The sequence below is a fragment of the Brevibacterium sp. HMSC063G07 genome, from assembly GCF_001810665.1.
Lineage (GTDB): Bacteria > Actinomycetota > Actinomycetes > Actinomycetales > Brevibacteriaceae > Brevibacterium.
In genome coordinates this window covers 15,145-36,115 of sequence record NZ_KV802363.1, presented here as the reverse complement: position 1 = coordinate 36,115, position 20,971 = coordinate 15,145, and the positions used below count along the sequence as shown (strand labels likewise).

Genomic DNA, 20,971 nt, shown 5'->3' with positions numbered 1-20,971 from the left:
ACTTGCCGATTCGCTGTGCCGTGCTGTGAACAGTCTGCGGCTGCGCGGCAAGACCGCTGCTGTCTATCCCGGCAGGTTCCACTGGGCCGTGCGCATTTGGCGACGCTGATTCGGCGTGGGTGTGCGCAGAGTCAGAGCCCCGTGGACAACCTTCATTTCAAAGTAATCGCTCATGCCGGCAAAATCCCCGTCCAGCTGCAGGGCGAGTTCTTCTTCGGCTTCGATGATCACCGACGCGCACGTGAGGATTTCGGTGGCCGGTCCCCGCTTGCGGCGCCCGACCACCGAAAGCAGCACTGAGGCCCACTGCGCGATGTTCTTCGGCGTGGTCACCAAAACGTTGATGAGCCCGTCGTCCGGTCGTGAACCGGGAAGCAGCTCAAGGCCCGCCTGCACGCGGCCGGCGTTGGCTCCGAGCACCGAGCGAATGGAATATGAGCGCACTGGTTGGTCGTCGAACTTCATCTTGACCTTTGTGCGCTTGCCGGTCAGCTGCCGACTGCCGGCTTCGACATAGGCCAGCCAGCCGATCCGCTGTTTGAGCTCCGGCGACACGGTTTCCATGACCGCCGCGTCATAGCCCATGCCGGTCATGACAACAGAGGTGTCCGGTTCGGCGCCCGGGCTGGTGCGCGTGCGAATGACGTCAATGTGCCTGTCGTTGCCGTACATTGCGATTTTGATGGACCATTCGGGATTCTCAAAGAACAGGCCCGTGTTCCGGGCCAGCAGGTTCCCGGTGCCGATCGGCACCAGGCCAAGCGCAACATCGGTATCGGCAATCACATGCGCCACCGCGCGCACAGTGCCGTCCCCACCGGCGGCGATGATGAGGTCGACTCCTTCATCGAGCGCCTTCTGGGCCGCAGCGACCCCGCCGTCGTCTTCGTCAGACGGGATGATCAGCGGCTGGGCCCACCGCGAATTGCGCGCTTCGGTCTGGGCAGCGGCGATGATTGCCTGGGCTTCGGGTTTTGTGGGGTTGTACACCACGGCAAATCTGGGCTGCCTGTCTGACGAGGTGCCGCTGAGTTCGCCCTCTGCTGTCACCTGCGCGAGTTCTGAAGAGGTCTGGCGTTCCATGTTCCGGCGAATGCGCATTGCTCCGACGCTGTGTCCGATGGCGTATGCAATGAGGGCTACGACGACTATAAGAAGGACGGTCAGAACAGTCTGCGTGCCAAGATCCATGGTCTGAGCTTAGCTACTCCACCTGAAAGGTTCGTGCGGATGCGCGGGTTCGCGCGCCCGTCACCTGGATGTTCAATAGGGCGGGATAAGCTTGGGAGCGTGATTGATCTTGTGCAGCTGAGGAACAACCCGGACGTATTCAAGGCCTCACAGCGGGCCCGCGGCGGAAGCGTCGAACTTATTGACGACGTCCTGTCCGCCGATTCCGCCCGCAGGCAGAGTCTGACCGCTTTTGAAGAGGCTCGCGCCCAGCAGAAGGCCTTCGGCAAGAAGGTTTCGCAGGAAAAAGACCCAGAAGCCAAGAACACGCTCGTAGCTCAGGCCAAGCAGCTGGCCGAACGCGTCAAGTCACTCGAAGCTGACGCTTCGGAAGCCGAGCAGGCATTCACCACCGCGGTGCAGAAAGTGCCGAACCTCATCATCGACGGTGTGCCCTCCGGCGGGGAAGAAGACTCCGTGGAGATCCGCCGCGAAGGCAGTCCCCGCGATTTCGCCGCGGAGGGCTTTGAACCGAAAGACCATCTGGAGATCGGCGAAGGGCTTTCCGCAATCGACACCGGCCGCGGAGCCAAGGTGTCCGGATCTCGGTTCCATTACCTGACCGGTTTTGGTGCGCGCCTGGAAATGGCGCTGCTCAACCTGGCTATGGACACCGCGATCGAAGCCGGCTTCACCCCCGTCGTCACCCCGACTTTGGTCAAGCCCGAGATCATGTCCGGCACCGGATTCATGGGCGAGCACGCCGATGAGATCTACTTCCTGGAACGTGACGACCTCTACCTGGTCGGCACATCGGAAGTGGCCCTGGCCGGGTACTACAAAGACGAAATCATCGACCTGTCCGAAGGTCCCATCCGCCTGGGCGGCATTTCCAGCTGCTACCGCCGCGAAGCCGGGTCCTACGGTAAGGACACGCGTGGAATCATCCGAGTCCACCAGTTCCAGAAGGTCGAAATGTTCGCCTTCACCCACCAGGAAGACGCCGAAGCTGAACACCAGCGGATGCTGGATCTGCAGGAGAAAATGCTCGGCTTCTGCGAACTGCCCTACCGCGTAATCGACATCGCCGCGGGTGACCTCGGCGATTCCGCCGCCCGCAAGTACGACACAGAGGCGTGGGTTCCCACCCAGAACACCTACCGGGAACTGACCTCCACCTCGAACTGCACCACCTTCCAGTCCCGCCGCCTGAACATCCGCACCCGCGGCGAAGACGGCAAAACCGAAGCCGTTGCCACCCTCAACGGCACCATGGCGAACACCCGCTGGATCGTGGCAATCCTGGAAAACCACCAGCAGGCAGACGGGTCGGTCAGCGTTCCCGCTGCCCTGCAGCCCTATCTGGGCGGCATCAAGGCGTGGGGGCCGGAAGGACCGCGGCGCTGACACACCGACCACAGCCGGACGACCCACAGGAGAGATCGTGACCGAGTACATCGTCGCCCTTGACCTCGATGGAACAGTAGTCGACTACGAGAACCGACTGTCGGATTACACCCGCGCAGTCATCCGCGCGGTGTCCAGGCGAGGTCATCACGTTGTCATCGCCACCGGACGCACTGTCGAAGGGGCGCTCGATGTGGCCAACCGACTGGGCCTGACCCACGGCTACGTGGTTGCCTCCAACGGGGCTGTCATCGTCGAACTCGATGCCCAAGCCGACCGCGGATGGTCGGTCTACCACGTGGAGTGCTTTGATCCCGGCCCCGCGCTTGAGCGAATGTCCTCGGTTCTGCCCGAAGCCCTGTACATGGTCGAGGATGCCGATCTGGTGCGCTGGTCCTCCGGCCAGTTCCCCGACGGTGACCTCGCCGTGGGCAGCGATCTTCGTATGACCGATTTCGAAGACCTCAAAACCAAAACCGCCACGAGGATCGTCATGCGCGAAATGACGATCGACAACGCTGAATTCGAAGAGTCCGTCAAAACCATCGGCCTGCATGGGGTCACCTACTCCGTCGGCTGGTCGAACTGGCTGGACATCCAGCCCGACGGGGTTTCCAAAGCCAGCGCCATTCAGCGCGTGGCCGTTAACCTCGGTGTCGAACAGAAGCACACGATCGGCGCCGGTGACGGTTCGAACGACGTTGAAATGCTGCAGTGGGTCGACACTGCAATCGTCATGGGCCAGTCGAAGGAAAAGCTCGGCGCCTACGCCGACATCATCGCCGCCCCCGTTGAAGAAGACGGCCTGGCCGAACAGCTGGTGAACATCTTCGAACTGACGAAAGACGAAATCTCAGCCGAGTTCCGCTGAGCGGGCACTGGCAATCGCTTCGAGCACCGGGGCGATGCCGCCGTCAGTCAATGCCGGCGCCCGGAATGCTGTAGCCCGCAGCGCCTGCTGGTGGCCGTCGGCTATCGCAAAGCCCGCTCCGGCCCACGTGAGCATTTCAATGTCATTGGGCATGTCCCCGAAGGCTGCGACTTCCTGCGAGCTGATTCCCCGGTCGGCCGCAAAGACTTCGAGCGTGTGCGCTTTTGTGATCCCGAGTGCTGCCAGTTCGATCAGCCCGGACGAAGGGTTCGAATGGGTCGGGTGGAAAATCCCACGGGCAAGTGGGCGGACGGTGTTGAGAAGAGCCTCGGAATCATAGGAGCCCGGAACGCGGACAAGAACTTTGAGGACAGTGCCGAGTTCGGCTTCTTCGCCATAGGCGATTTCGGGAGCCTGTAAGCGCGCCCGAACGGCAGCCGATTCAGACAGTTCGGTTGCTGAATCGTGCACAAAGCCCGGTGCTGTGAAAGACCCTTCCGGGGTTTCATAGGCCAACGCGGCCCGCGGCAGGACAGAGTGCAGGCGCTGACGAAAAGCGACCAGCTGGTCGGTGTCGATTCCGTAGACCGCCGCCAAGTGTCCGCTGTGCATATCCAGCACTGCGGAGCCGTTGGCGCAGATAGCCCACTGCAGGCGCGGCAGCTGCTGGGCCACCGGGTCCATCCACCGAAGCGGTCTGCCCGTGACGGGAACAACGTCAGCGCCGGTTTCGCGAACAGCCTCAACTGCTTCGCGCACGCGCGCTGTTATGGGCGTGCCGGTCTCTAAAAGCGTGCCGTCGACATCCGTGGCGATCAGGCGGATGCGGGACAAAGCGCGGTCGTCCGGCAAGTGCATGCTCATGGCGATTCCTTTCCCAAGGTGCGCGCGTGGGCTTGGGCAATGAGGTGTTCGGCATCGTCGACGAAACGGGCGGCAGCTGCGGCTGAGGCGTCGGCCGCCGGTGCTTCAGCTGCTGGAAAGTCGTCGGCTGGGGTGCCCTCCGTGTCTGTCGGCTGGCCGGCCTCGTTGTGTGCAGTGCTTTTCACCTGCCGGGCCGTGACTCTCACATGAGCTGCCGCTTGGGCTGCCTCAGACACTTTGCTCGCCGCGTGGCTGAGCAGTTCGGGGAGATCGCCTGCCTGGCGGCGGACATCAGCTGGGAGGACCAGGCCTTCCACCGGCCACCTGCTGTGGGCGTATTCGGCAATGCCGGCTGCCCGCTGGTCGAGTTCGGACAGCCGATGGGTCAGTTCGACCACTGCCAGAACCGATGGGGTGTTGGGTGCTTCCTTCTGGGCTTGCACGGCGGTTGTATACAGCCTGTCGACAGCGCGGCCGAAGCGGTCGCGGTGCTGCCGCCACAGACCAGTGCCCAGGCGGGCATCCAATGAATGGTCCCGCTGGTCGCCGGTATCAGGCGTGCGTGATCGCAGCCATGAGAACAGTCCCACTACAGGTAGTTTCCAGGCCCTGCCGGGGCGTCTCCGGGCTTTTTGCCGGGTTGGACCACGGGGGCTGGCTGGCCTTCTCCGTTCATGGCCTGGCGGGCCATGATGGCGGTTTGAATGCTCTGCACCAGACCGTCAATCCACCCCGAAGCGTGCGAAACGGCTATGAGCAGTTCGCCGCGTGAGGGTGTGACGGGCAGCGCGGCGGCCCCGCGGTCATATTCTTCGAGCAGTTCGTCGCTGAGAACTTCTGCGAGGTCTTCGCGTACGCCCTTGTGGATCGCACTGAGCCGTTTGCGTCCGGCAGCATCGAGGTCGTCGGTTCCGCGCAGGTCTTCCAGCAGCCTGTTGAGGGTGCTGCCAATGCGCAGAACCCGGGAAGGGTCGGCGACATCGGGGGTTTCGTCGTCGCTTTCCGGGCTGTTTTCTTCGCTGTTTTCAGTGATGGCATCCGTGTCTGCATCAGCAGTCGGCTGCTGTTCTTCTTCGGATTCGATTGGGGCTTCAGCGGTGCTGGTGTCCGCTTCAGTCATGCGCACCTACCTTGAGGATTACCTTGCCGATGGCTTCGCCGTCCTCGAGCAGACGGTGGGCTTCGGCGACGTCGTCAATGGGCAGTTCCCGGTAGACCACCGGGGTGATGCGGCCGCTTGCCACGTGCGGCCAGAAGTCCTGAAGAAGGCCGGTGACCACGGCGGCTTTCTGTTCTTCTGAACGTGCGCGCAGAGTGGTTGCAATGACCGTCTGCCTGCGGACCATGAGTCGGCCAAGATTGAGTTCGGCTTTCGCACCGCCCTGCAGGCTGATGACCACCAGCCGACCGTCGCGCGTCAGTGCTTCCGTGTTGCGTTCGAGGTAGGCCGCGCCCATGATGTCGAGGATGACGTCAGCACCGGGACGCCGGCTGCTGTCGCGGGGAAGCCCAAAGAAATTGGGGGAGTCCGGCTGCCCGGCGTCTGCCGTTATCTGCTTGATCCGGTCGACAAAGTCTTCTTCGCGGTAGTTGATGACAGCGTCAGCGCCCAGTCTGCGGCAGAAATCGGCCTTGCGCTCACTGCCGACGGTTACGGCTGTTTTTGCTCCGTGGGCTTTGGCCATTTGGATGGCCGCCGTGCCGATGCCGGATCCGCCGCCGTGAATGAGCACCCATTCGCCCGGCTGCAAACCGGCGGTGGTGAACAGGTTTGAGTACACAGTCGCCATGACTTCCGGCAAAGCTGCGGCTTCCGTGAAGCTCATGGGGCGTTCAGTGTCGCTGTGCGGGTCGGAAACAGTGGGAATGGGCATCAGCTGGCCGATGGGCACCGGAACGTATTCGGCATAGCCGCCGCCGGTGAGCAGAGCGGCCACTCTGTCGCCGATCTGCACGGCCGTCAGAGAAGAACCGGCCCCGGAAGCAGCTCCGGTCTGGCGGCCAGCTGCATCCGCAGGATTGACCGAGACAACAGTTCCTGCGACTTCCAAACCGGGAATCTGCGTGGCACCTGCGGGCGGCTGGTAGTTGCCTTCGCGCTGCGCGATGTCGGCGCGATTGACCCCGGCGGCGGCAACGCGCACGAGGGCGTGGCCCGGCGGGCAGTCTGGAACGTCGACAGTATCGACCCGCAGGGCATCGCGCCCACCGGGTTCGGGGATTGTCACCGCGCGCATAGTCGTCAGTTCAGCCATGGGGCAAGCCTATCGGCAGGTACTGACACGAACTTTCAACCGGCACCTCGGCAAATCTGGCCCAGCACCTGGGCAGACTAAGACCCTGCCGTCCCGGCGCCTCGTCAGAGCTTGCGACCGCGCACCCAGCTGCGCCCAGCCGAACTCAGACGAACATGTGGAACAGCGGCGAGTCTTCCCCGACCTTCTCGATTTCGAGAGGCGATTCGTCCATCCTCTGCAGCAAGCCGGGCAGGTCAGCCGCATTGCCCAGCGTGATGCCTACGAACGCGGGTCCGGTTTCACGGCCTGAGCGCTTCATGTACTCAAACAGGGCGACATCGTCATCAGGGCCAAGAACTTCGTCGAGGAATCGGCGAAGAGCCCCGGGCTCCTGCGGGAAGTTCACAATGAAGTAGTGCTTGAGCCCCTCCCACACGAGTGAGCGCTCAAGGATCTCCGAGTAGCGGGAGATGTCGTTGTTGCCACCAGTGAGAACACACACGACAGACGAACCGGCGGGAACTTCGAGCGGGGCAAACGACCCTTCCGGTCCGACGGAGGCCGAAGCGATTGCGCCGGCAGGTTCGGCGATGATGCCGTCCACCTGGTACAGATCGAGCATTTCCTTGGCGATCCGGCCCTCTGGAACCGGGTGCAGCTCAAGGTCCATGTCGGCGATCATCCGGTAGGTGACATCGCCGGCCCGGCGCACCGCGGCACCATCGGCAAAGGAATCGATTTCAGGAAGCTCCACCGGTTTGCCCGCAGCCCGCGCGGCGATCATAGAGGCCGCCCCGGCAGGCTCCATGCCGATGACCTTGGTGTCGGGCATGGACTCGCGAGCGAATTCGGCAATGCCGGCGAGAACTCCGCCGCCGCCGATCGGCACGACAATGTAGTCGGGGTCGTAGCCCAGCTGATCGCGGATCTCAACGCCGATCGTGCCCTGCCCGGCGATTGTGCGCGGATGGTCGAACGCCGACACCATGAGAGCACCGGTGCGTTCGGCATAGCGTTTGGCCAGCGCCGATGAGTCGTCGTAGGTGGACCCCTCGATCACAACGGTCACGCGCTCACCGCCGAAATGGCGGATTCGCTGGATCTTCTGCTGCGGGGTGGTGCGCGGAACAATGATCCGCCCGTTGATCCCCAGATCGTTGCACGCCTGGGCAAAACCCTGCGCGTGATTGCCGGCCGAAGCGGCAACAACACCGCGGGCGCGCTCTTCCGGGGTCAGCTGCAGCATGAAGTTGAAAGCACCGCGCACCTTGTAGGACCGGACCGCCTGCAGGTCTTCGCGCTTGAGGTAGACGGAAGCTCCCGTCGCGGCCGACAGCCGCTCGGAAATGTGCAGAGGCGTCGAAACCACTTTCGGCTGAATTCGCGAGGCGGCCTCACGGATTTCAGCAGCTGTCGGGGGGACCTGGGGTTTCTTGCCGTCTATCAACACGTTTTCATTCTCAACCTCAGCTGATGGAACAGCAACTTCCCGCGTCATATCACAGAAAATCGAGTACTGGCCGATACAGTGGGAAGGTCAGTCCGGTTTGGTGAGGAGAACAACAGTGGCGATCAGCAGTGAGCTTGAGCACCTGCTTTCGGAGTGGCTGCCCCGACAGTCGTGGTTTCCGAGGCAGCAGGGGGTTCTCGGCCGCGTGCTCGCAACCTCCCCGGACGTGACCCCCATGTCTTCAGTTGAGGTGTTCCACATGGAACTGCCCGGCGGGGGAGAAGTGCACGGCTATGAGTCGGTCATTGCCGTCGGCAGCGCCACCGCGGGGGGAGAACAGCAGGTGCATCGCCTCAACATCCCCCTGACGTACAGAACTGAAGAAGAACCCAGTCTGCGCGCACACCTGATCGGCCGCATTGACGATCTGACTCTCGGCCGGGTCTGCGTGTACGACGCTGCGGCTGACCCAGCCTATGTGCTCACCATGGTTGGTGCGAGTGCCGCCGGACGCAGCTTTCCCGGCAACCAGATCAAAGCGCACCGCGTGAATTCGCGAGCGGTCAATGTCAATGATCTCAATTCGCCGGAAGCCGTGGCTGAGGCTCTCGGTTCTGCCCGGATCACGGTTTCGGACCGCGGCAATGTCACGAATGCGGTCATCGACCGCGGGGCGGAGCGTTCGGTTCTTACGGTCTTCCGCCTGCTCAATGCGGCTACCGCTGCCGCGCTGCACATGCCGGTGGCGTTGACAAAGGCCGGTTCGGCGGCTGTTCCGCACGTCGCCGGATGGGTTTCCGGCCGGTGGTTCGACGGCTACGGCCTGTCCGAATGCGAACTGCCGACCCTCATGCTGACCAGCGGCGAAGCCGAAGCTGACACCGCGTGGGCGCAGGCGGTCCGGTCGGCACTGGAAGTCGACTCCGGTTCGACTGCCAGCTTTGTCGACACCGCCGGGGCAATCGGCAGGCGGATCGGCGAACTGCACGGGGACCTCGCCAGCATTTTCGGCATCGTCGAATCCGAGGATGACGCAGGTGCGTGGATCAAGAAGTGGCAGAAGCGCGTTGACTGGGCGCTGGAGCGTTCACCGCTGACTCTCGAACCGCTGCGCGGCGATCTCAGACGGCACCGCAAATGGCTTGCTGAGCTTGAGTCGGTGGGCGGCCTGCAGCGCATTCACGGCGATCTCACGCTCGGCAACGTTGTTATGGCACCCACCGGGGGACCGCGGGTGCGAAACTTTGCCGAAGGCGCTGACGGCCAGGGCACAGAGCCGAAGCCTCCGGCGCTGGACCTGGTTGCGCTGCTGCGCTCCCTGGACTACGCGGCTGGATACGCTCGACTTAAGCGCACGGGCACTCTCGAATCTGACGATGCGCCGATCACCTCTGGTCTGTCTGCTGACGAGCTGCGCGAACTCACGGACTCACCGGAGTCCGAATGGTCGAAGCGGGCACAGAACTCGCTTCTGACCGGATATTCACGCGCTGTGGAAGGGTCTGTCACACTGGATGACCCAATCCTGCGCGCGGTGCTCATCGACCGCCTGCTGGTTGAGGTTGTCACGGAGCTGCGCAACCGTCCGGCCTGGCTGACCGTGCCGCTGGCAGCGCTGACGCTGGCGCTGCGCGGTCGTCCGTCGAAGGCCACCCCCCGCGGTACAGCTGCCCACCGCAGCGGCCCAATTGAACCGACCAAGGTGACGAAGACCTCGCGCGGTGAGGACAGCGCTTCCGCAGTCCGTGGCGAGGCTGCGGCTGATGACGATCACGAAAGCGCTTTTGGGCTCGGCGGCACGGCAATTCCGGTGATGGACACAGAGACTGCTGTCGACGACGCTGCCGACAGTGCGGAGGCTGAAGGCGCGGGCGCCGGACGGACGGGTGCTGCGGGCGAAGATGTGCAGGTCTCGGCCTGGTCGGTGCCAGGTGACAAGATCAGCGCGGAGGACTTCGCGCAGCGGTCTGAACTGCAGATTCCACAGCAAGACGAATTGGCGGGTGAGGCCGCCCCGGCTGCTGAACTCAACCAGAAGCCGGTCATCAGGCCCGTCGAGACAGTTGTCGAAGCCGACGGAGCAGCCGTTGCAGAAAGCGTCGAAGAAGCTGACAAGAGAATGCAGCCTGAGCCCAGCTGGCCGGATCTGGCTGGCAGGGGAACCGAAAAACAAGCCGAAGACAGCACAGGGCAACCACAGGGCGCCTCGTGGGATTCTGCCGAAGTCTCACCCCGGTGGGCGCCTGCGCAGCCGGGTGTGGGTGGGCTTGTCGTCGGCGACTACACCCTGAGCGAAGAAGACGACTACGATGTCGAAACGGCAGAAGAAGAGCAGCCGCCGGCGCAGCCGAAGTCAGCCCGCCGAGGTGACTGACAGCTGAGGCCCAGACACATGCGCGTTTAAGCGAGCTTGAAATGAAGCTCGCGCCCTCTGTGACGTACGAGGCCGGGCTCTGGGCGGGCACGGTCTGGCACGCTTCGATAGACTCGGATTCCGGCGGGATGTGCTCCCGTTCGAATTCAGCTCTCGCAGCCAAGGAAGCAGACACCGGTGCCGGAAACTCACGACACAAGCGACAGTTCTCATACGGGCAGCGCTGACTCGACTCAGCGGGAGGCACGTAAGCCGATCCTTGCGATCAGCGCTGTCGCTGTTGCGCTTCTTATTGCCGCTGTTGGCATTCGCGCTTGCGAGGACGACCCGGCGCCGCCTCAAGAACAGCAGACAGAGGTTGACTTCCTCAACCACGAACAGGCAGAGCGGATTGTCAGCGCTCTTCAGGATGAGGGTGCGGACGTCTTCCAGCTGGTCATCACCAGAAAACACGCGACAGCCCAGATCTTCGAACAGGACGGCAAACTGGGCACCCTGGTGTTCAGCCCAACCGGTGAACCCCAGAAGAAGGGCGGAGGGACGGCTCCTGCTGATGCCGCGCGCGTTCCTGCTGCTGACATCAGCGCAGACGCGTTCAAAGCCGCGGAGGACAAAACGCTTGACGTGATTGACGAAGCTGAGCGAATCCGCTCGCTGTCGATCGAACAGGACTACGGAAACTTCAATGGTCGCGATGCTGGACCGTCTGCCACGCTGCGAGCGGCGACTTCGGGTGAAGGCTTCGGCACCGGGTCGGGAACCGTTGTGTGGGATCTTGCTGCTGAGCGGATCCTCAGTGTTCCCAGCGCCGATGGGGCAGTGCCGAACGTAGCCCAGACGGACGAAGCCGAACAGCTGCTGGGCACCATGCCCGCAGTCGAAGCTATGGCAGAGCAGTCCGGCAAGCAGCTGGTCGCAGCGCTTGAGTACTACGGGGTGAAACAGGTCTTCAGCGTTGAATTCGCAGGCAATGAAACCCGTGCGGTTGTGCTGACCAAAGACGACAAGACAATCCAGTTGGACTTCGCCACGGGGGCTCCCACCGCAAGCAACTACACACACTCGGGACTTGCACCGCTGGATGACTGGAAAAAGCTGGCCGACACAGCACCCAGCGGCAGGCTGATGGAAGCTGTCGAGGGCCTCAAACTCCCATCCGAGTCAGCCGGAGCGCCGAAGGGTGCGGGCGCGGCTCTGTTCAACGCCGACAAGCGGACACCAGCACCGGAAAGCGCCCCGAGCGATGCCCCTGAAGGACAGGCGGAGGATGCCACCGCGAAGCCGACGGACGGCGCAACTGCCGAAGATGAAAAAGGCCAGGCGGCTGGCGAGCCGGACGGCACCCCGGAATCGGCTGGGCCCAGCGAAGAGCCGACACAGAAAAAGACCCCAGATCCGGTCGACATGACCAAACTGCCCACTCTTATGGTTCGCCACCACGGCGAACACGGTGATGTTGTGTTCGTCGATTCGCAGGCAGGCGACGCGGACCGGCCCACTAAGTGGGCGCTCGCCGATGGCAAACCGCTGGCCGAAGACGTACAGAGCGCATATTGGACCCGGGCCAGCCAGTAGCACCTCGTGAGTGATTCACCTTTGTGTGGCACAATGGTCAGGCGCTGTGCGCATCTGGTGAGTTGACAGAGCGGCCGAATGTGACGGTCTTGAAAACCGTTGAGTCCTCACGGGCTCCGTGGGTTCAAATCCCACACTCACCGCCGGACACCCCGGCAGTTCAATGAACTGCCGGGGTTTTCTGTTTGGGCAGCAGGGTGGTGCTCACGCCGCGGTGTGGCGCCGCTGATTGTGTGCAAGAAAACTCCCGATAGCCGGGATCTGCGCGAAAACAACCACTGCTAACGGGAGTTTTTGCTGCTGAAGGGTGGCAGCTGGACGAGGTGCCGAGGCGCCGACCCGGTTCTTCTTGTTTCGGAAGGTTGGGAAACGGCCAAGGAACACTGAGACTCCTTTGACCGGCAGTTTGTTGAAGGGCGGCTGCAGCCGTGGAATCGTGAAAACAGCCCCGGAGATTCGCTTCTTCGACTTCCCCGGCACCGCCCTGCAGGGCCCTGCAGACGACGCGAGCAGGGGCTGACAAAACAGAAGCAATCGAAACAGGAGCGAAGTCCGTGAAGACGCTTACCCGTATTTCTACGACCACCGCAATCGCCGCCGGAATTGCCGCCGTCGGAGTCCTGGCTTCAGGCCCCGCCATGGCCACCGAAGGCACCAAACCGGCAGTGTCTCCCAAAGCACAGGCGGCAGCACAGCAGCAGCTGAACCCGCAGCAGATCGAGAATGTTAAGACGATCATCCAGGTCGGCAAGGACAACAACATTCCGCGCCAAGGCATCAAGATCGCACTCATGACCGCACAGCAGGAATCAACTCTGCTCAACCTCAACTACGGGGACCGTGATTCACTGGGCCTGTTCCAGCAGCGCCCCTCCGCCGGATGGGGCAATCCCGCACAGGTCCAAGACCCTGTCTTCGCTGCGAAATCGTTCTACGGTGTGAATCCCGCAGTGTCCCCCAATGGCCTCCTCCAGATTCCGGGCTGGGAAACCATGGCACCCGGTGATGCAGCCCAAGCTGTTCAGGCTTCCGCATTCCCCAACGCCTACGCGAAATGGGACGGAATGGCAGAAGACCTCCTCAACCAATACTTCTGATAGCCAGCGGCTGACACAGCCCGGCGACGTTCGGACCGGCGGTGAGCAGGTGCCTCGGCGCGAAGCCCACCGTCGGCCCGAGCTGCCCCTTGACACAATGAGCACTATGAGTGCCGCTGCTGAATTGGTCGAGGGGACGTGGGCGATTCCGGTGCCCACACCCTTTGGCGGGCACACCGTTGCCTACCTGCTTGCAGAAGACACTGGGTTCAGCCTCATAGACACCGGGTGGGGCAGCCGCGAAGGGCTCACCGCTCTTATGGCGGGAATCGAGCAGGCCGGCTTCACTCCCGATGAGCTGAACGGTGCAGCGGTGACCCATCACCACTACGGTCATGCTGGCCTGCTGCAGGCGCTGAACCAGCCGGACATTTGGTGTGGCATCCACGGCCACGAACTCAAAACGCTTAAAGACATTCGCGACGGCAAAGCGCCCACGGCTGGTTTTGAAGTTCCTGTGCCCCGTGTGCCCGCCGGCACGGTGCTCCTAGCCGATGGCGCTCACCTGCCGCTGTCCGGCCGCACCGTGCAGGCCGTGTGGACGCCCGGCCACACGTTCGGCCACACGGTGTTGGTGGAAGATCACCCCGAGGGCGCGCTCCTGTATTCCGGCGATCACGTGCTGCCGGAAGAAGAATCACTCGAAGGCCGCCTGGGCTTGGATGTCGGCTATCTTCCCCGCTCGGTCAGTGCCTACACGGATTCCCTGAGAAAACTGGAGCAGCTGCCGCCTGACACGCTGGTGCTCCCAGGCGAAGGCCGTCCCTTCTACGGTCTGCACGACCGAGTCCAGCAGATTGTGCAGGCCCGAACCGCACGCACCGCCGCGGTCGCAGACGCTGCCAGACACACCGCAGACGCCGCTGCCCAGCCAGCGGCCAGCCGCCAAGCCGACAGCCTCCGCACCCGTGAAGCCCGCACACCAGAACATCGAGCCCTTGAACTCATCGCAGAAAAGACTGCGGACCTTTCTGATCTGCCACCGGGGTCCTTTGCGCGCTTCGCGGCTCTTATGGACACCGCTTCCCACATGTGGGCAGCCGGAGTTCCAGTGAACGCCCATCCGCTTTGGCACAGCCGATAGGCTTCGCATACAGCAGATTCTCCAGCAGCGAGGAGTTCACATGCCGGTTCCACACGAAGTCCGCTCCGAATCGATTGTGGTCAGCGGCCCCACCCCGCAGATGCGCGGGATGGCGAGGGCCACGCAGACCGCGCAGAGGATCCGTTCGGCACACAGAAGCTACACGCATCTGTTCCAAACCCTCGGCATAGAGGACAGCGCGGTCAAAGCAGCGGCAAAAGACTCCCTCGCCGCTCTGCGCGACTGGGACCCCGACCAGCATCAAGAAGTCACCGGCGCTGCAATGGGGGCGGGTCTTACGCCCGCTGATCTCATGGTCATCATTGCCCGCACGGAAATCATAACGCTCGCGGACCGCTCTGCACTCCCGTCCCAGCAGGACGGACCGCGGGAGGGAAGCTCCACCTCGGCACCTTCGGAATGTTCGACCATCACCATTGCCGCAGACCGTGCCGCCGCTGCCGCGGATCCAGCCGCCGGTGCCGGTGCGGGCGCTCCGTGCGTTGGCGCGCAGACGTGGGACTGGTATCCGGAGTTCGCAGACCTGTGGCACCTGCACTCTGTGGCTGCTCTGCCGGGCGGCTACGGCTACGCGGGTCTCGCCGAGTACGGCATGACCGGCAAAATAGGGGTCAATTCGGCTGGTCTGGGGTGTTTTCTCAACATTCTGTTCTCCACTGACGATGCGCCTGGTGGAGTTCCTGTGCACTCTGTTCTCGCGCGGATCCTAGGGGTTGCCGGAAGTGTTGACGAGGCGGTGCGGATGATTGAAGACGCACCCCTGTCGTCCAGTTCGGTCATCACGCTGATCGACTCTGAACAATCGGCGATGGTCGAAATCAGCGCTGGTAGGACCCGTGTGCTTGATCAGCGCGGCTACGCGGTGCACACCAACCACTTTTTGGATGGTGAGTTCGCGCAGACCGGCCTGCTCAGCCCGCCGAACGCCAACACCTTTGACCGGTTGGAGTTTCTGCAGGACGCAGTGAGCTGCGCCGGTGTGCCGCAGTGCGCGGAGGATCTTGTGCCTCTTCTGTGTTCAGACCTGGCTTCTGGCTGCGTGGCCAAACTGCCAAAACCCGGCGGCACTCTCGAAACGGCCACATTGGCCAGTGTTCGCATTGATCCCGCCCAGCGGAAGATTGCCGTCAGCCCGGGAGTTCCGCAGTACGTGAAAATGCGCACAGTCGTCTTGCAGGCACCCTGACGCCGCAACAGGCTGTAGGCAGTTGCTTCCGGTGAAATTCTTTTGGCGCGCTCGGCGTTCTCATTGCATACGATCAGCGTGTTTTCGGGCATTGCTCCGGCTGCGCGAGCCGTATGGGCGGTTGCAGCGTCAGCGGGTGTGAGCTGGGTTCACAGGTCCGCGCGTCATACTTGACTTAAGGTTTTCTGGGCGACGGTGAAGCGCTCAGTTGCTAACATCGCTGAGTACGTTTACTACTGGCCAGTAACTTCACGATTGTTCGGAGCTCCTGAATGTCGTCTTTTCTCTATGAACTCGGTGCGGCGGCCTACCGTCGACGGAAGACAACCGTTGCCGTGTGGCTTGCCATACTCGCCCTGCTCGGCGGGTGCGTTGCGCTGTTCTCAGACGACTTCTCCGATGAATTCGAGCTTCCCGGTGCCCAGTCCCAGGAAGCTCTTGACAACTTAGAGCTCACATTTCCGCAGGTCAGCGGTGGTCGCGGCCAGTTGACGATCGTCGCCCCCGACGGTGCTGACCTCAGAAGCGAGGAATACAAGAAGCCGATCGAGGCAGCTGCTGAGAAAATCGAGGACTACGACCACGTAGACGGCGCTACGAGCCCGTATGACGACATCATCGAAGGTTCGATCAGTGATGAGGGCAACGCCGCTCTGCTCAACGTCCAGTACGACGACGCAGAGGCCAATCTGCCCGACTCAGTCAAAACGGATCTTGAAAAAGCAGCTGACAATCTGCAGTCCCAACTGCCCGAAGGCACCGAGGTCGTTGCCGGCGGTGAGATCTTCAAGGTCACCGGCATCGAAATCTCCTGGGTGGAGGGCATCGGCGTTGTTGTGGCCTTCTTCGTGCTGTTTGTGACCTTCGGATCGTTCATCGCAGCCGGAATTCCGCTGGTCACCGCAATTGTCGGCGTAGCCATCGGCCTGCTGCTGGTGGTGCTGACAACGGCGTTCGCCACCGTGAACTCCACCGCCCCCATGCTTGCGCTCATGCTGGGCCTGGCAGTCGGAATCGACTACGCGCTCTTCATCATTTCGCGCGCTCGCCAGCTCAGCCGCGACGAAGGCCACAGCGCCCACGAATCCGCGGCACGGGCAACCGCCACCGCCGGTTCTGCCGTTGTGTTCGCCGGTATGACGGTCATCATCGCCCTTGTCGGACTGTCAATTGCGGGCATTCCCTTCCTGTCGGTCATGGGCTTCGGTGCGGCCGCAACCGTCGCAGTAGCCGTCCTTGTGGCCTTGACACTGGTTCCGGCAATCATGGGCTTCTTCGGCGAAAAGATGATGCCGAAGAAGAAAAAGAAAGCCACATCCGAAGACGCCCAGGCCGACAGCCCCCGTCGGCAGGCCAAGCCGAAGAAGGAGCGCCCGGCAACGCGGATCTTCCGGACGTGGGAGCACATTGTCACGAAGGTGCCAGCGCTGACGGTCATCATTGTGGTTGTGGGCCTCGGCCTGTTTGCCATTCCGGCGTCCAAACTGCAGCTGGCGCTGCCGAACAACGGCGGTGAGCCCGAAGGCACACCACCGCGAATCGCCTACGACCTCACCGAAAAGCACTTCGGGCCCGGTGCGAACGGTCCGCTGATCGTCACCGCGGACATCATCACCAGCGATGATCCGCTGCAGGACGTCGACGACATCAAAAAGGACCTTGAAAAGGTTGACGGCGTCAAGCAGATCGCCATGGCGACCCCCAATGAAAACGCCGACACCGCGATGGTTCAGGTCATCCCAGAGTACGGCCCGGACGATCCGCGCACAGAAGAAGTCGTCGAAAAGATCCGCGACATGCACGACTACTTCAAGGACAAGTACGGCTTTGAGACCGCGGTGACAGGTTCGACTGCGGTGGCCATCGACGTATCGAGCCAGTTGGGCAAGGCCCTGGTTCCCTTCGGCATCTTCGTCGTGGGTCTGTCGATTGTCCTGCTGATGATGGTGTTCCGGTCCGTGGCGGTGCCGATCAAGGCAGCTCTGGGCTTCCTCCTGTCGGTCATCACCGCCTTCGGTGTGGTGTCACTGGTCTTTGTGGAAGGGCACGGAGCCGAAGCGATCGGCATTGAACAGGTGGGTCCGGTCATTTCGTTCCTGCCGATCATCCTCATGGGCATCCTGTTCGGCCTGGCCATGGACTACGAGGTGTTCCTCGTGTCCGGTATGCGCGAAGCCTATGCGCACGGGGCGCCTGCTCGCGAAGCAATCGAGAGGGGCTTCCTGGCTTCCGCCGGTGTTGTCACGGCCGCGGCACTCATCATGTTCGCCGTGTTCGCAGCGTTTGTGCCCGCTGGCGAGCCGATCATCAAGTCAATCGCGCTGGGTCTGGCGGTGGGCATCACCGTTGACGCTTTCCTCATCCGCATGACCCTCGGCCCTGCGGTCATGGCAATGCTGGGCGAAAAGTCGTGGTGGCTGCCGAAGAAGCTCGACAAGATCCTGCCGCACTTCGATGTCGAAGGCGAAGGCCTTGCCCATCTGGTTGAGCAGCGCGACTGGCCGCAGAAGGACTCGCCGTACCTGCTCTACGGTGAGGACATCGGCATCAACGGACCCCGGGACAAGGGGCGCTCGGTTCGCGGTGACGTCGGCGATGCGGAAGGCAAGCTGGTCTCCGGGGTCAACATTGCGCTCAAACCGGGCGAGGTGTTCGCTGTCACCGGGCCTGGATCATCGGCTCTTGTCACTGCGCTGTCGGGCCGCATGCCGATCTCTGAGGGCGAACTCAAGATCCTCGACTGGGTTATGCCAGAACAGAGTGGGCACGTCCGGCGAGCGCTGCCGCTGATCGTCATGAGTCCGCGCGACGATTCGACGGCACCGTCGCATCGTTCGCTCTACCGCATGATCCAAGATCCGCCCAAGCTGGTCGTCATCGACCACGCTGACCAGCCGCAGGACTCACAGAGCGCGGCTCTGCTCAAGCGGCTGATCGACTCATCACTCCAGCGCGGCTCGGCGGTGATCCTAGGTCTTGTCACTGCGGATTCCGACTGGATGCTGCCGAAGAACTCCGAATACACACTCCTAGACCTTCACCGCAGCTCCGACCATTCGCCTTTTGCGGAAGCGGATGCTGATGCGCACCAAGAGTCTGTCCACCTGACAGGGGAAACACACCATGTTTAAGTTTGAACGGGCCGCTGCCGGTCAGCGGGTGACATGGTGGACCATCATCGGTCTGCTGCTCATCCCACTGCTTGTAGCCGGTGGCTATGTGGTGACTGCCCACGGGGCAGAAGAGAAAGTCCACACCATTCCGGGAGCCATCGTCAACAACGACGACGGAACTGAAATCGACGGCAAAACCGTGCCGTTGGGACGCCAGCTGGCCGCCGCTCTCATTGCGCCGGATGACGAAGACCAGGACAACCTCGACTGGCAGCTGTCAGATGACGAGGACGCCGCAGAGGGTCTGCGCAACGGCAAGTACGCCACGGTTGTGACTATCCCGAAGAACTTCTCCGAGCGCGTCATGTCGATTTCCGAAGACGACGGCAAGAACGCCGAACACGCCACGATCGACATTCAACAGTCCAAAGTGAAGCCGGTGCCGGACGTCATCATCGCCAAGGCGATCACGCAGGCGGCAACCCAGAGCTTCAACAAGGACTTCGCCAAGCAGTACCTCGACAACATCTACCTGGGCTTCAACGAAATCTCCGGGCAGATGCAGGAAGCAGCTGACGGTGCAGGGAAGCTGGATGACGGAGCCGGTGAGCTGCTGGACGGCACTGAGCAGCTGGACAGCGGTGTGCAGGAACTCGACAAGGGTGCTCAGAAGCTGTCCGACAAGGGCAAAGATCTGCGCAGCGGAGCTGGCGAACTGGCTGACGGGGCCGACGAGCTCTCGTCTGGTCTGAACACCATGAAGGACCAAACGGAGTCACTTCCCGGTCAGACGAAGAAGCTGTACAAGGGCGCTGACGGCCTGCACGACGGCATCGTCGAATACACCGGGGAGATCGACAAGGTTGTCAAAGCGCTGGACGGTTTTGACGCCGACAAGCTCAAAAAAGCCGTCGACGCTGCTGACAAGCTCGACAGCTCCATGGACACCATCGCCACTGGTGTGGAAGACATGCAGAAGGACGTCGACAAGCAGCTTGCCGCGGCCAAGAAGCTCATGAACGCCGACGGGACGTCGAAGGCCACAAGCCTCGATGACCTCCAGGCCGCCGGACTGATGACGGCAAAGGAGGTCTCGCAGGCGCGTGCGGCACTGTGCCCGTCACCCGATTCCAAGATCAGCAAGCAGGGCGCCCAGCAGTTCCAGAAGGACCTGAAGAAGGCCATGGGCGAAGCGGGAGTTTCCCCAGAGGTCCAGAAGACCCTCCTCGACCCCGAGCTTCAGAAGGCACTCGGCAGTGCGGTTTCCAAGACAAGCTGCGCCGCAGCCGAACGGGCCTTTGCGGCGGGAATCAGCTCCGCCTCGGTGGGGGTGCTGCAGAAGATCAGCGACGGTCTGCACACCAAGGGCGACTCCGGTCTCACCCTGCCGCAGGGTCTGCGCAAGCTTGCCGATGGAACAAGTGACCTCAACTCGGGCATCGAGGACAACCTCGGAGACATTGAAAAGGGCGTCAACGGACTCAAGGAAGGCAAGAAGGAAGTCCTCGGCGCCGGTAAGAAGCTGCGGGACGGATCCGGGCAGCTTGCCGACGGAACCGAGAAGCTCCACAAGGGCACGGGCAAGCTGACCGATGGCATCAGTGACGCCGCTGACGGTTCAGACAAGCTTGCCGACGGCGCTTCGAAGTACCGCGACGGCGTCGGCCAATACACCGACGGGGTCGACCAGCTGGCCGACGGCACCGAGGAACTGTCAGACAACACCCCCAAACTCGTTGACGGCACGAAGGAGCTCAAGGACGGCACCGGCGAGTTCTACGACCAACTCGAAGAGGGCAAGGACGAAATACCCACCTACGACAAATCGCATCGTTCGCAGCTGTCGGACGTCGTAGCGGCGTCCGTGCCGGGTGAAACGGCGAAGCTCAGCGCCTTGTCGCAGAACAGCGTCATCGGCGTGCTGTTCACCCTGCTGCTGTGGATCGGCTCGCTGCTGACCTACACGGTCCTGCGTGCTGTGCCCGCTTCGGCTGTTACATCCGGTCGGCCCTCGTGGCAGGTGGGTCTGAAATCGCTGGCGCCGGGCTTGGCGATTGCGGTCATCCACGCCTTCGTCATGACCGTCCTATTCCAGTTCATCTGGGGATTGGGCTTTGGAACGTTTGCGGGCATGTTCCTTTTGGCCCTGCTGGCGGGTGTGACGTTCACCGTCATCAACTTTGCACTCACGGCGCTGATGGGCGGCTTCGGCCGGATTCTGTCGGCGGCGATCATAGTGGCCGTTTTGTCGGTCAACATGATCAGCACCGCACCGACCGGGCTGGTGTCGCTGGTGAACATGCTGCCGCCGGCTCCCGCCGTTTCCGGCTTCACCGCGTTGGCGTCGGGCACACCGGGTGCCGGTGCGGCCGTCGGCCAGCTGGTGGTGTGGCTCATTGTCGGCGCCGCCGCGGCTTTGGCGGCAATCGCCAGCAAGCGAACCGTCACGGTGCCGCGCAGGCCCGCCTACCGGTACGTGTGATCAGCTGAAGAAGACGAGGCGGAAACTCAAGTGAGTTTCC

Annotated in this window: 15 protein-coding genes and 1 tRNA gene; 10 read left to right on the top strand and 6 right to left on the bottom strand. The window is 62.5% G+C overall.

Translation table 11 applies throughout. The features are described 5' to 3' along the window. Positions 1–63: 63 nt before the first annotated feature. The gene (locus HMPREF2757_RS08840; RefSeq protein WP_070575587.1) at positions 64–1,191 is read right to left on the bottom strand and encodes a diacylglycerol/lipid kinase family protein; all 1,128 of its coding nucleotides are present in this window, start codon (positions 1,189–1,191) and stop codon (positions 64–66) included. A gap of 99 nt (positions 1,192–1,290) precedes the next feature. On the opposite strand from HMPREF2757_RS08840, the gene serS reads away from it, so the two are divergent. Both serS and HMPREF2757_RS08830 read left to right on the top strand, forming a co-directional pair. Continuing rightward, on the top strand, positions 1,291–2,577 hold the full coding sequence (serS, locus tag HMPREF2757_RS08835) for a serine--tRNA ligase (protein WP_070575586.1): 1,287 nt from the start codon (positions 1,291–1,293) through the stop codon (positions 2,575–2,577). A 37-nt stretch (positions 2,578–2,614) separates the two neighbouring features. After that, positions 2,615–3,448, top strand: a complete 834-nt coding sequence (locus HMPREF2757_RS08830; protein ID WP_070575583.1) for an HAD family hydrolase — start codon at positions 2,615–2,617, stop codon at positions 3,446–3,448. Here HMPREF2757_RS08830 and HMPREF2757_RS08825 read toward each other — a convergent pair. The 5 genes from HMPREF2757_RS08825 to ilvA form a co-directional block, all read right to left on the bottom strand. After that, entirely contained in the window at positions 3,431–4,312 is an 882-nt protein-coding gene (locus HMPREF2757_RS08825) for an HAD family hydrolase (RefSeq protein WP_083304214.1), read from the bottom strand. The genes HMPREF2757_RS08830 and HMPREF2757_RS08825 overlap by 18 nt on opposite strands. Further along, on the bottom strand, positions 4,309–4,902 hold the full coding sequence (locus HMPREF2757_RS08820) for a hypothetical protein (RefSeq protein WP_070575580.1): 594 nt from the start codon (positions 4,900–4,902) through the stop codon (positions 4,309–4,311). Before HMPREF2757_RS08820 ends, HMPREF2757_RS08825 begins: the two co-directional genes overlap by 4 nt. After that, positions 4,902–5,432 (bottom strand): proteasome activator, encoded by a 531-nt coding sequence (locus HMPREF2757_RS08815; RefSeq protein WP_070575578.1) that lies wholly within the window; start codon positions 5,430–5,432, stop codon positions 4,902–4,904. Before HMPREF2757_RS08815 ends, HMPREF2757_RS08820 begins: the two co-directional genes overlap by 1 nt. Then, the gene (locus HMPREF2757_RS08810) at positions 5,425–6,567 is read right to left on the bottom strand and encodes an NAD(P)H-quinone oxidoreductase (RefSeq protein ID WP_256278300.1); all 1,143 of its coding nucleotides are present in this window, start codon (positions 6,565–6,567) and stop codon (positions 5,425–5,427) included. The genes HMPREF2757_RS08815 and HMPREF2757_RS08810 overlap by 8 nt, the downstream gene beginning before the upstream one ends. Positions 6,568–6,712: 145 nt before the next feature. After that, positions 6,713–8,047, bottom strand: coding sequence for a threonine ammonia-lyase IlvA (gene ilvA, locus HMPREF2757_RS08805; protein WP_256278299.1), 1,335 nt, complete (start codon positions 8,045–8,047; stop codon positions 6,713–6,715). A gap of 67 nt (positions 8,048–8,114) precedes the next feature. Between ilvA and HMPREF2757_RS08800 the strand changes: the two genes are divergently transcribed. From HMPREF2757_RS08800 to HMPREF2757_RS08765, 8 genes are all read left to right on the top strand, one after another. Continuing rightward, complete coding sequence (locus tag HMPREF2757_RS08800) at positions 8,115–10,373, top strand: maltokinase N-terminal cap-like domain-containing protein (RefSeq protein ID WP_070575575.1); 2,259 nt, start codon at positions 8,115–8,117, stop codon at positions 10,371–10,373. A gap of 177 nt (positions 10,374–10,550) precedes the next feature. After that, complete coding sequence (locus HMPREF2757_RS08795) at positions 10,551–11,948, top strand: hypothetical protein (RefSeq protein ID WP_070575570.1); 1,398 nt, start codon at positions 10,551–10,553, stop codon at positions 11,946–11,948. Between the two features lie 56 nt (positions 11,949–12,004). Then, a tRNA-Ser gene (locus tag HMPREF2757_RS08790) sits at positions 12,005–12,091 on the top strand. A 411-nt stretch (positions 12,092–12,502) separates the two neighbouring features. Then, positions 12,503–13,045: a peptidoglycan-binding protein gene (locus HMPREF2757_RS08785; protein WP_070575559.1), complete on the top strand. Its 543-nt coding sequence runs from the start codon at positions 12,503–12,505 to the stop codon at positions 13,043–13,045. 106 nt (positions 13,046–13,151) lie between these two features. After that, positions 13,152–14,129 (top strand): MBL fold metallo-hydrolase, encoded by a 978-nt coding sequence (locus HMPREF2757_RS08780; protein ID WP_070575556.1) that lies wholly within the window; start codon positions 13,152–13,154, stop codon positions 14,127–14,129. Between the two features lie 40 nt (positions 14,130–14,169). Continuing rightward, the gene (locus HMPREF2757_RS08775; protein WP_070575553.1) at positions 14,170–15,336 is read left to right on the top strand and encodes a C45 family autoproteolytic acyltransferase/hydrolase; all 1,167 of its coding nucleotides are present in this window, start codon (positions 14,170–14,172) and stop codon (positions 15,334–15,336) included. Positions 15,337–15,608: 272 nt separating this feature from the next. Then, positions 15,609–18,467 (top strand): MMPL family transporter, encoded by a 2,859-nt coding sequence (locus HMPREF2757_RS08770; protein WP_070575549.1) that lies wholly within the window; start codon positions 15,609–15,611, stop codon positions 18,465–18,467. Continuing rightward, a complete protein-coding gene (locus HMPREF2757_RS08765) occupies positions 18,460–20,931 on the top strand; it encodes a YhgE/Pip domain-containing protein (protein ID WP_070575547.1) in 2,472 nt (823 codons plus the stop codon). Before HMPREF2757_RS08770 ends, HMPREF2757_RS08765 begins: the two co-directional genes overlap by 8 nt. Positions 20,932–20,971 lie beyond the last annotated feature (40 nt).

Coding starts and splice junctions, on each gene's coding strand:
- HMPREF2757_RS08840 (WP_070575587.1), bottom strand. CDS start 1,191: ATGGATCTTGGCACGCAGACTGTTCTGACCGTCCTTCTTATAGTCGTC.
- HMPREF2757_RS08825 (WP_083304214.1), bottom strand. CDS start 4,312: ATGAGCATGCACTTGCCGGACGACCGCGCTTTGTCCCGCATCCGCCTG.
- HMPREF2757_RS08815 (WP_070575578.1), bottom strand. CDS start 5,432: ATGACTGAAGCGGACACCAGCACCGCTGAAGCCCCAATCGAATCCGAA.
- HMPREF2757_RS08810 (WP_256278300.1), bottom strand. CDS start 6,567: ATGGCTGAACTGACGACTATGCGCGCGGTGACAATCCCCGAACCCGGT.
- ilvA (WP_256278299.1), bottom strand. CDS start 8,047: ATGACGCGGGAAGTTGCTGTTCCATCAGCTGAGGTTGAGAATGAAAAC.
- HMPREF2757_RS08780 (WP_070575556.1), top strand. CDS start 13,152: ATGAGTGCCGCTGCTGAATTGGTCGAGGGGACGTGGGCGATTCCGGTG.
- HMPREF2757_RS08775 (WP_070575553.1), top strand. CDS start 14,170: ATGCCGGTTCCACACGAAGTCCGCTCCGAATCGATTGTGGTCAGCGGC.
- HMPREF2757_RS08770 (WP_070575549.1), top strand. CDS start 15,609: ATGTCGTCTTTTCTCTATGAACTCGGTGCGGCGGCCTACCGTCGACGG.
- HMPREF2757_RS08765 (WP_070575547.1), top strand. CDS start 18,460: ATGTTTAAGTTTGAACGGGCCGCTGCCGGTCAGCGGGTGACATGGTGG.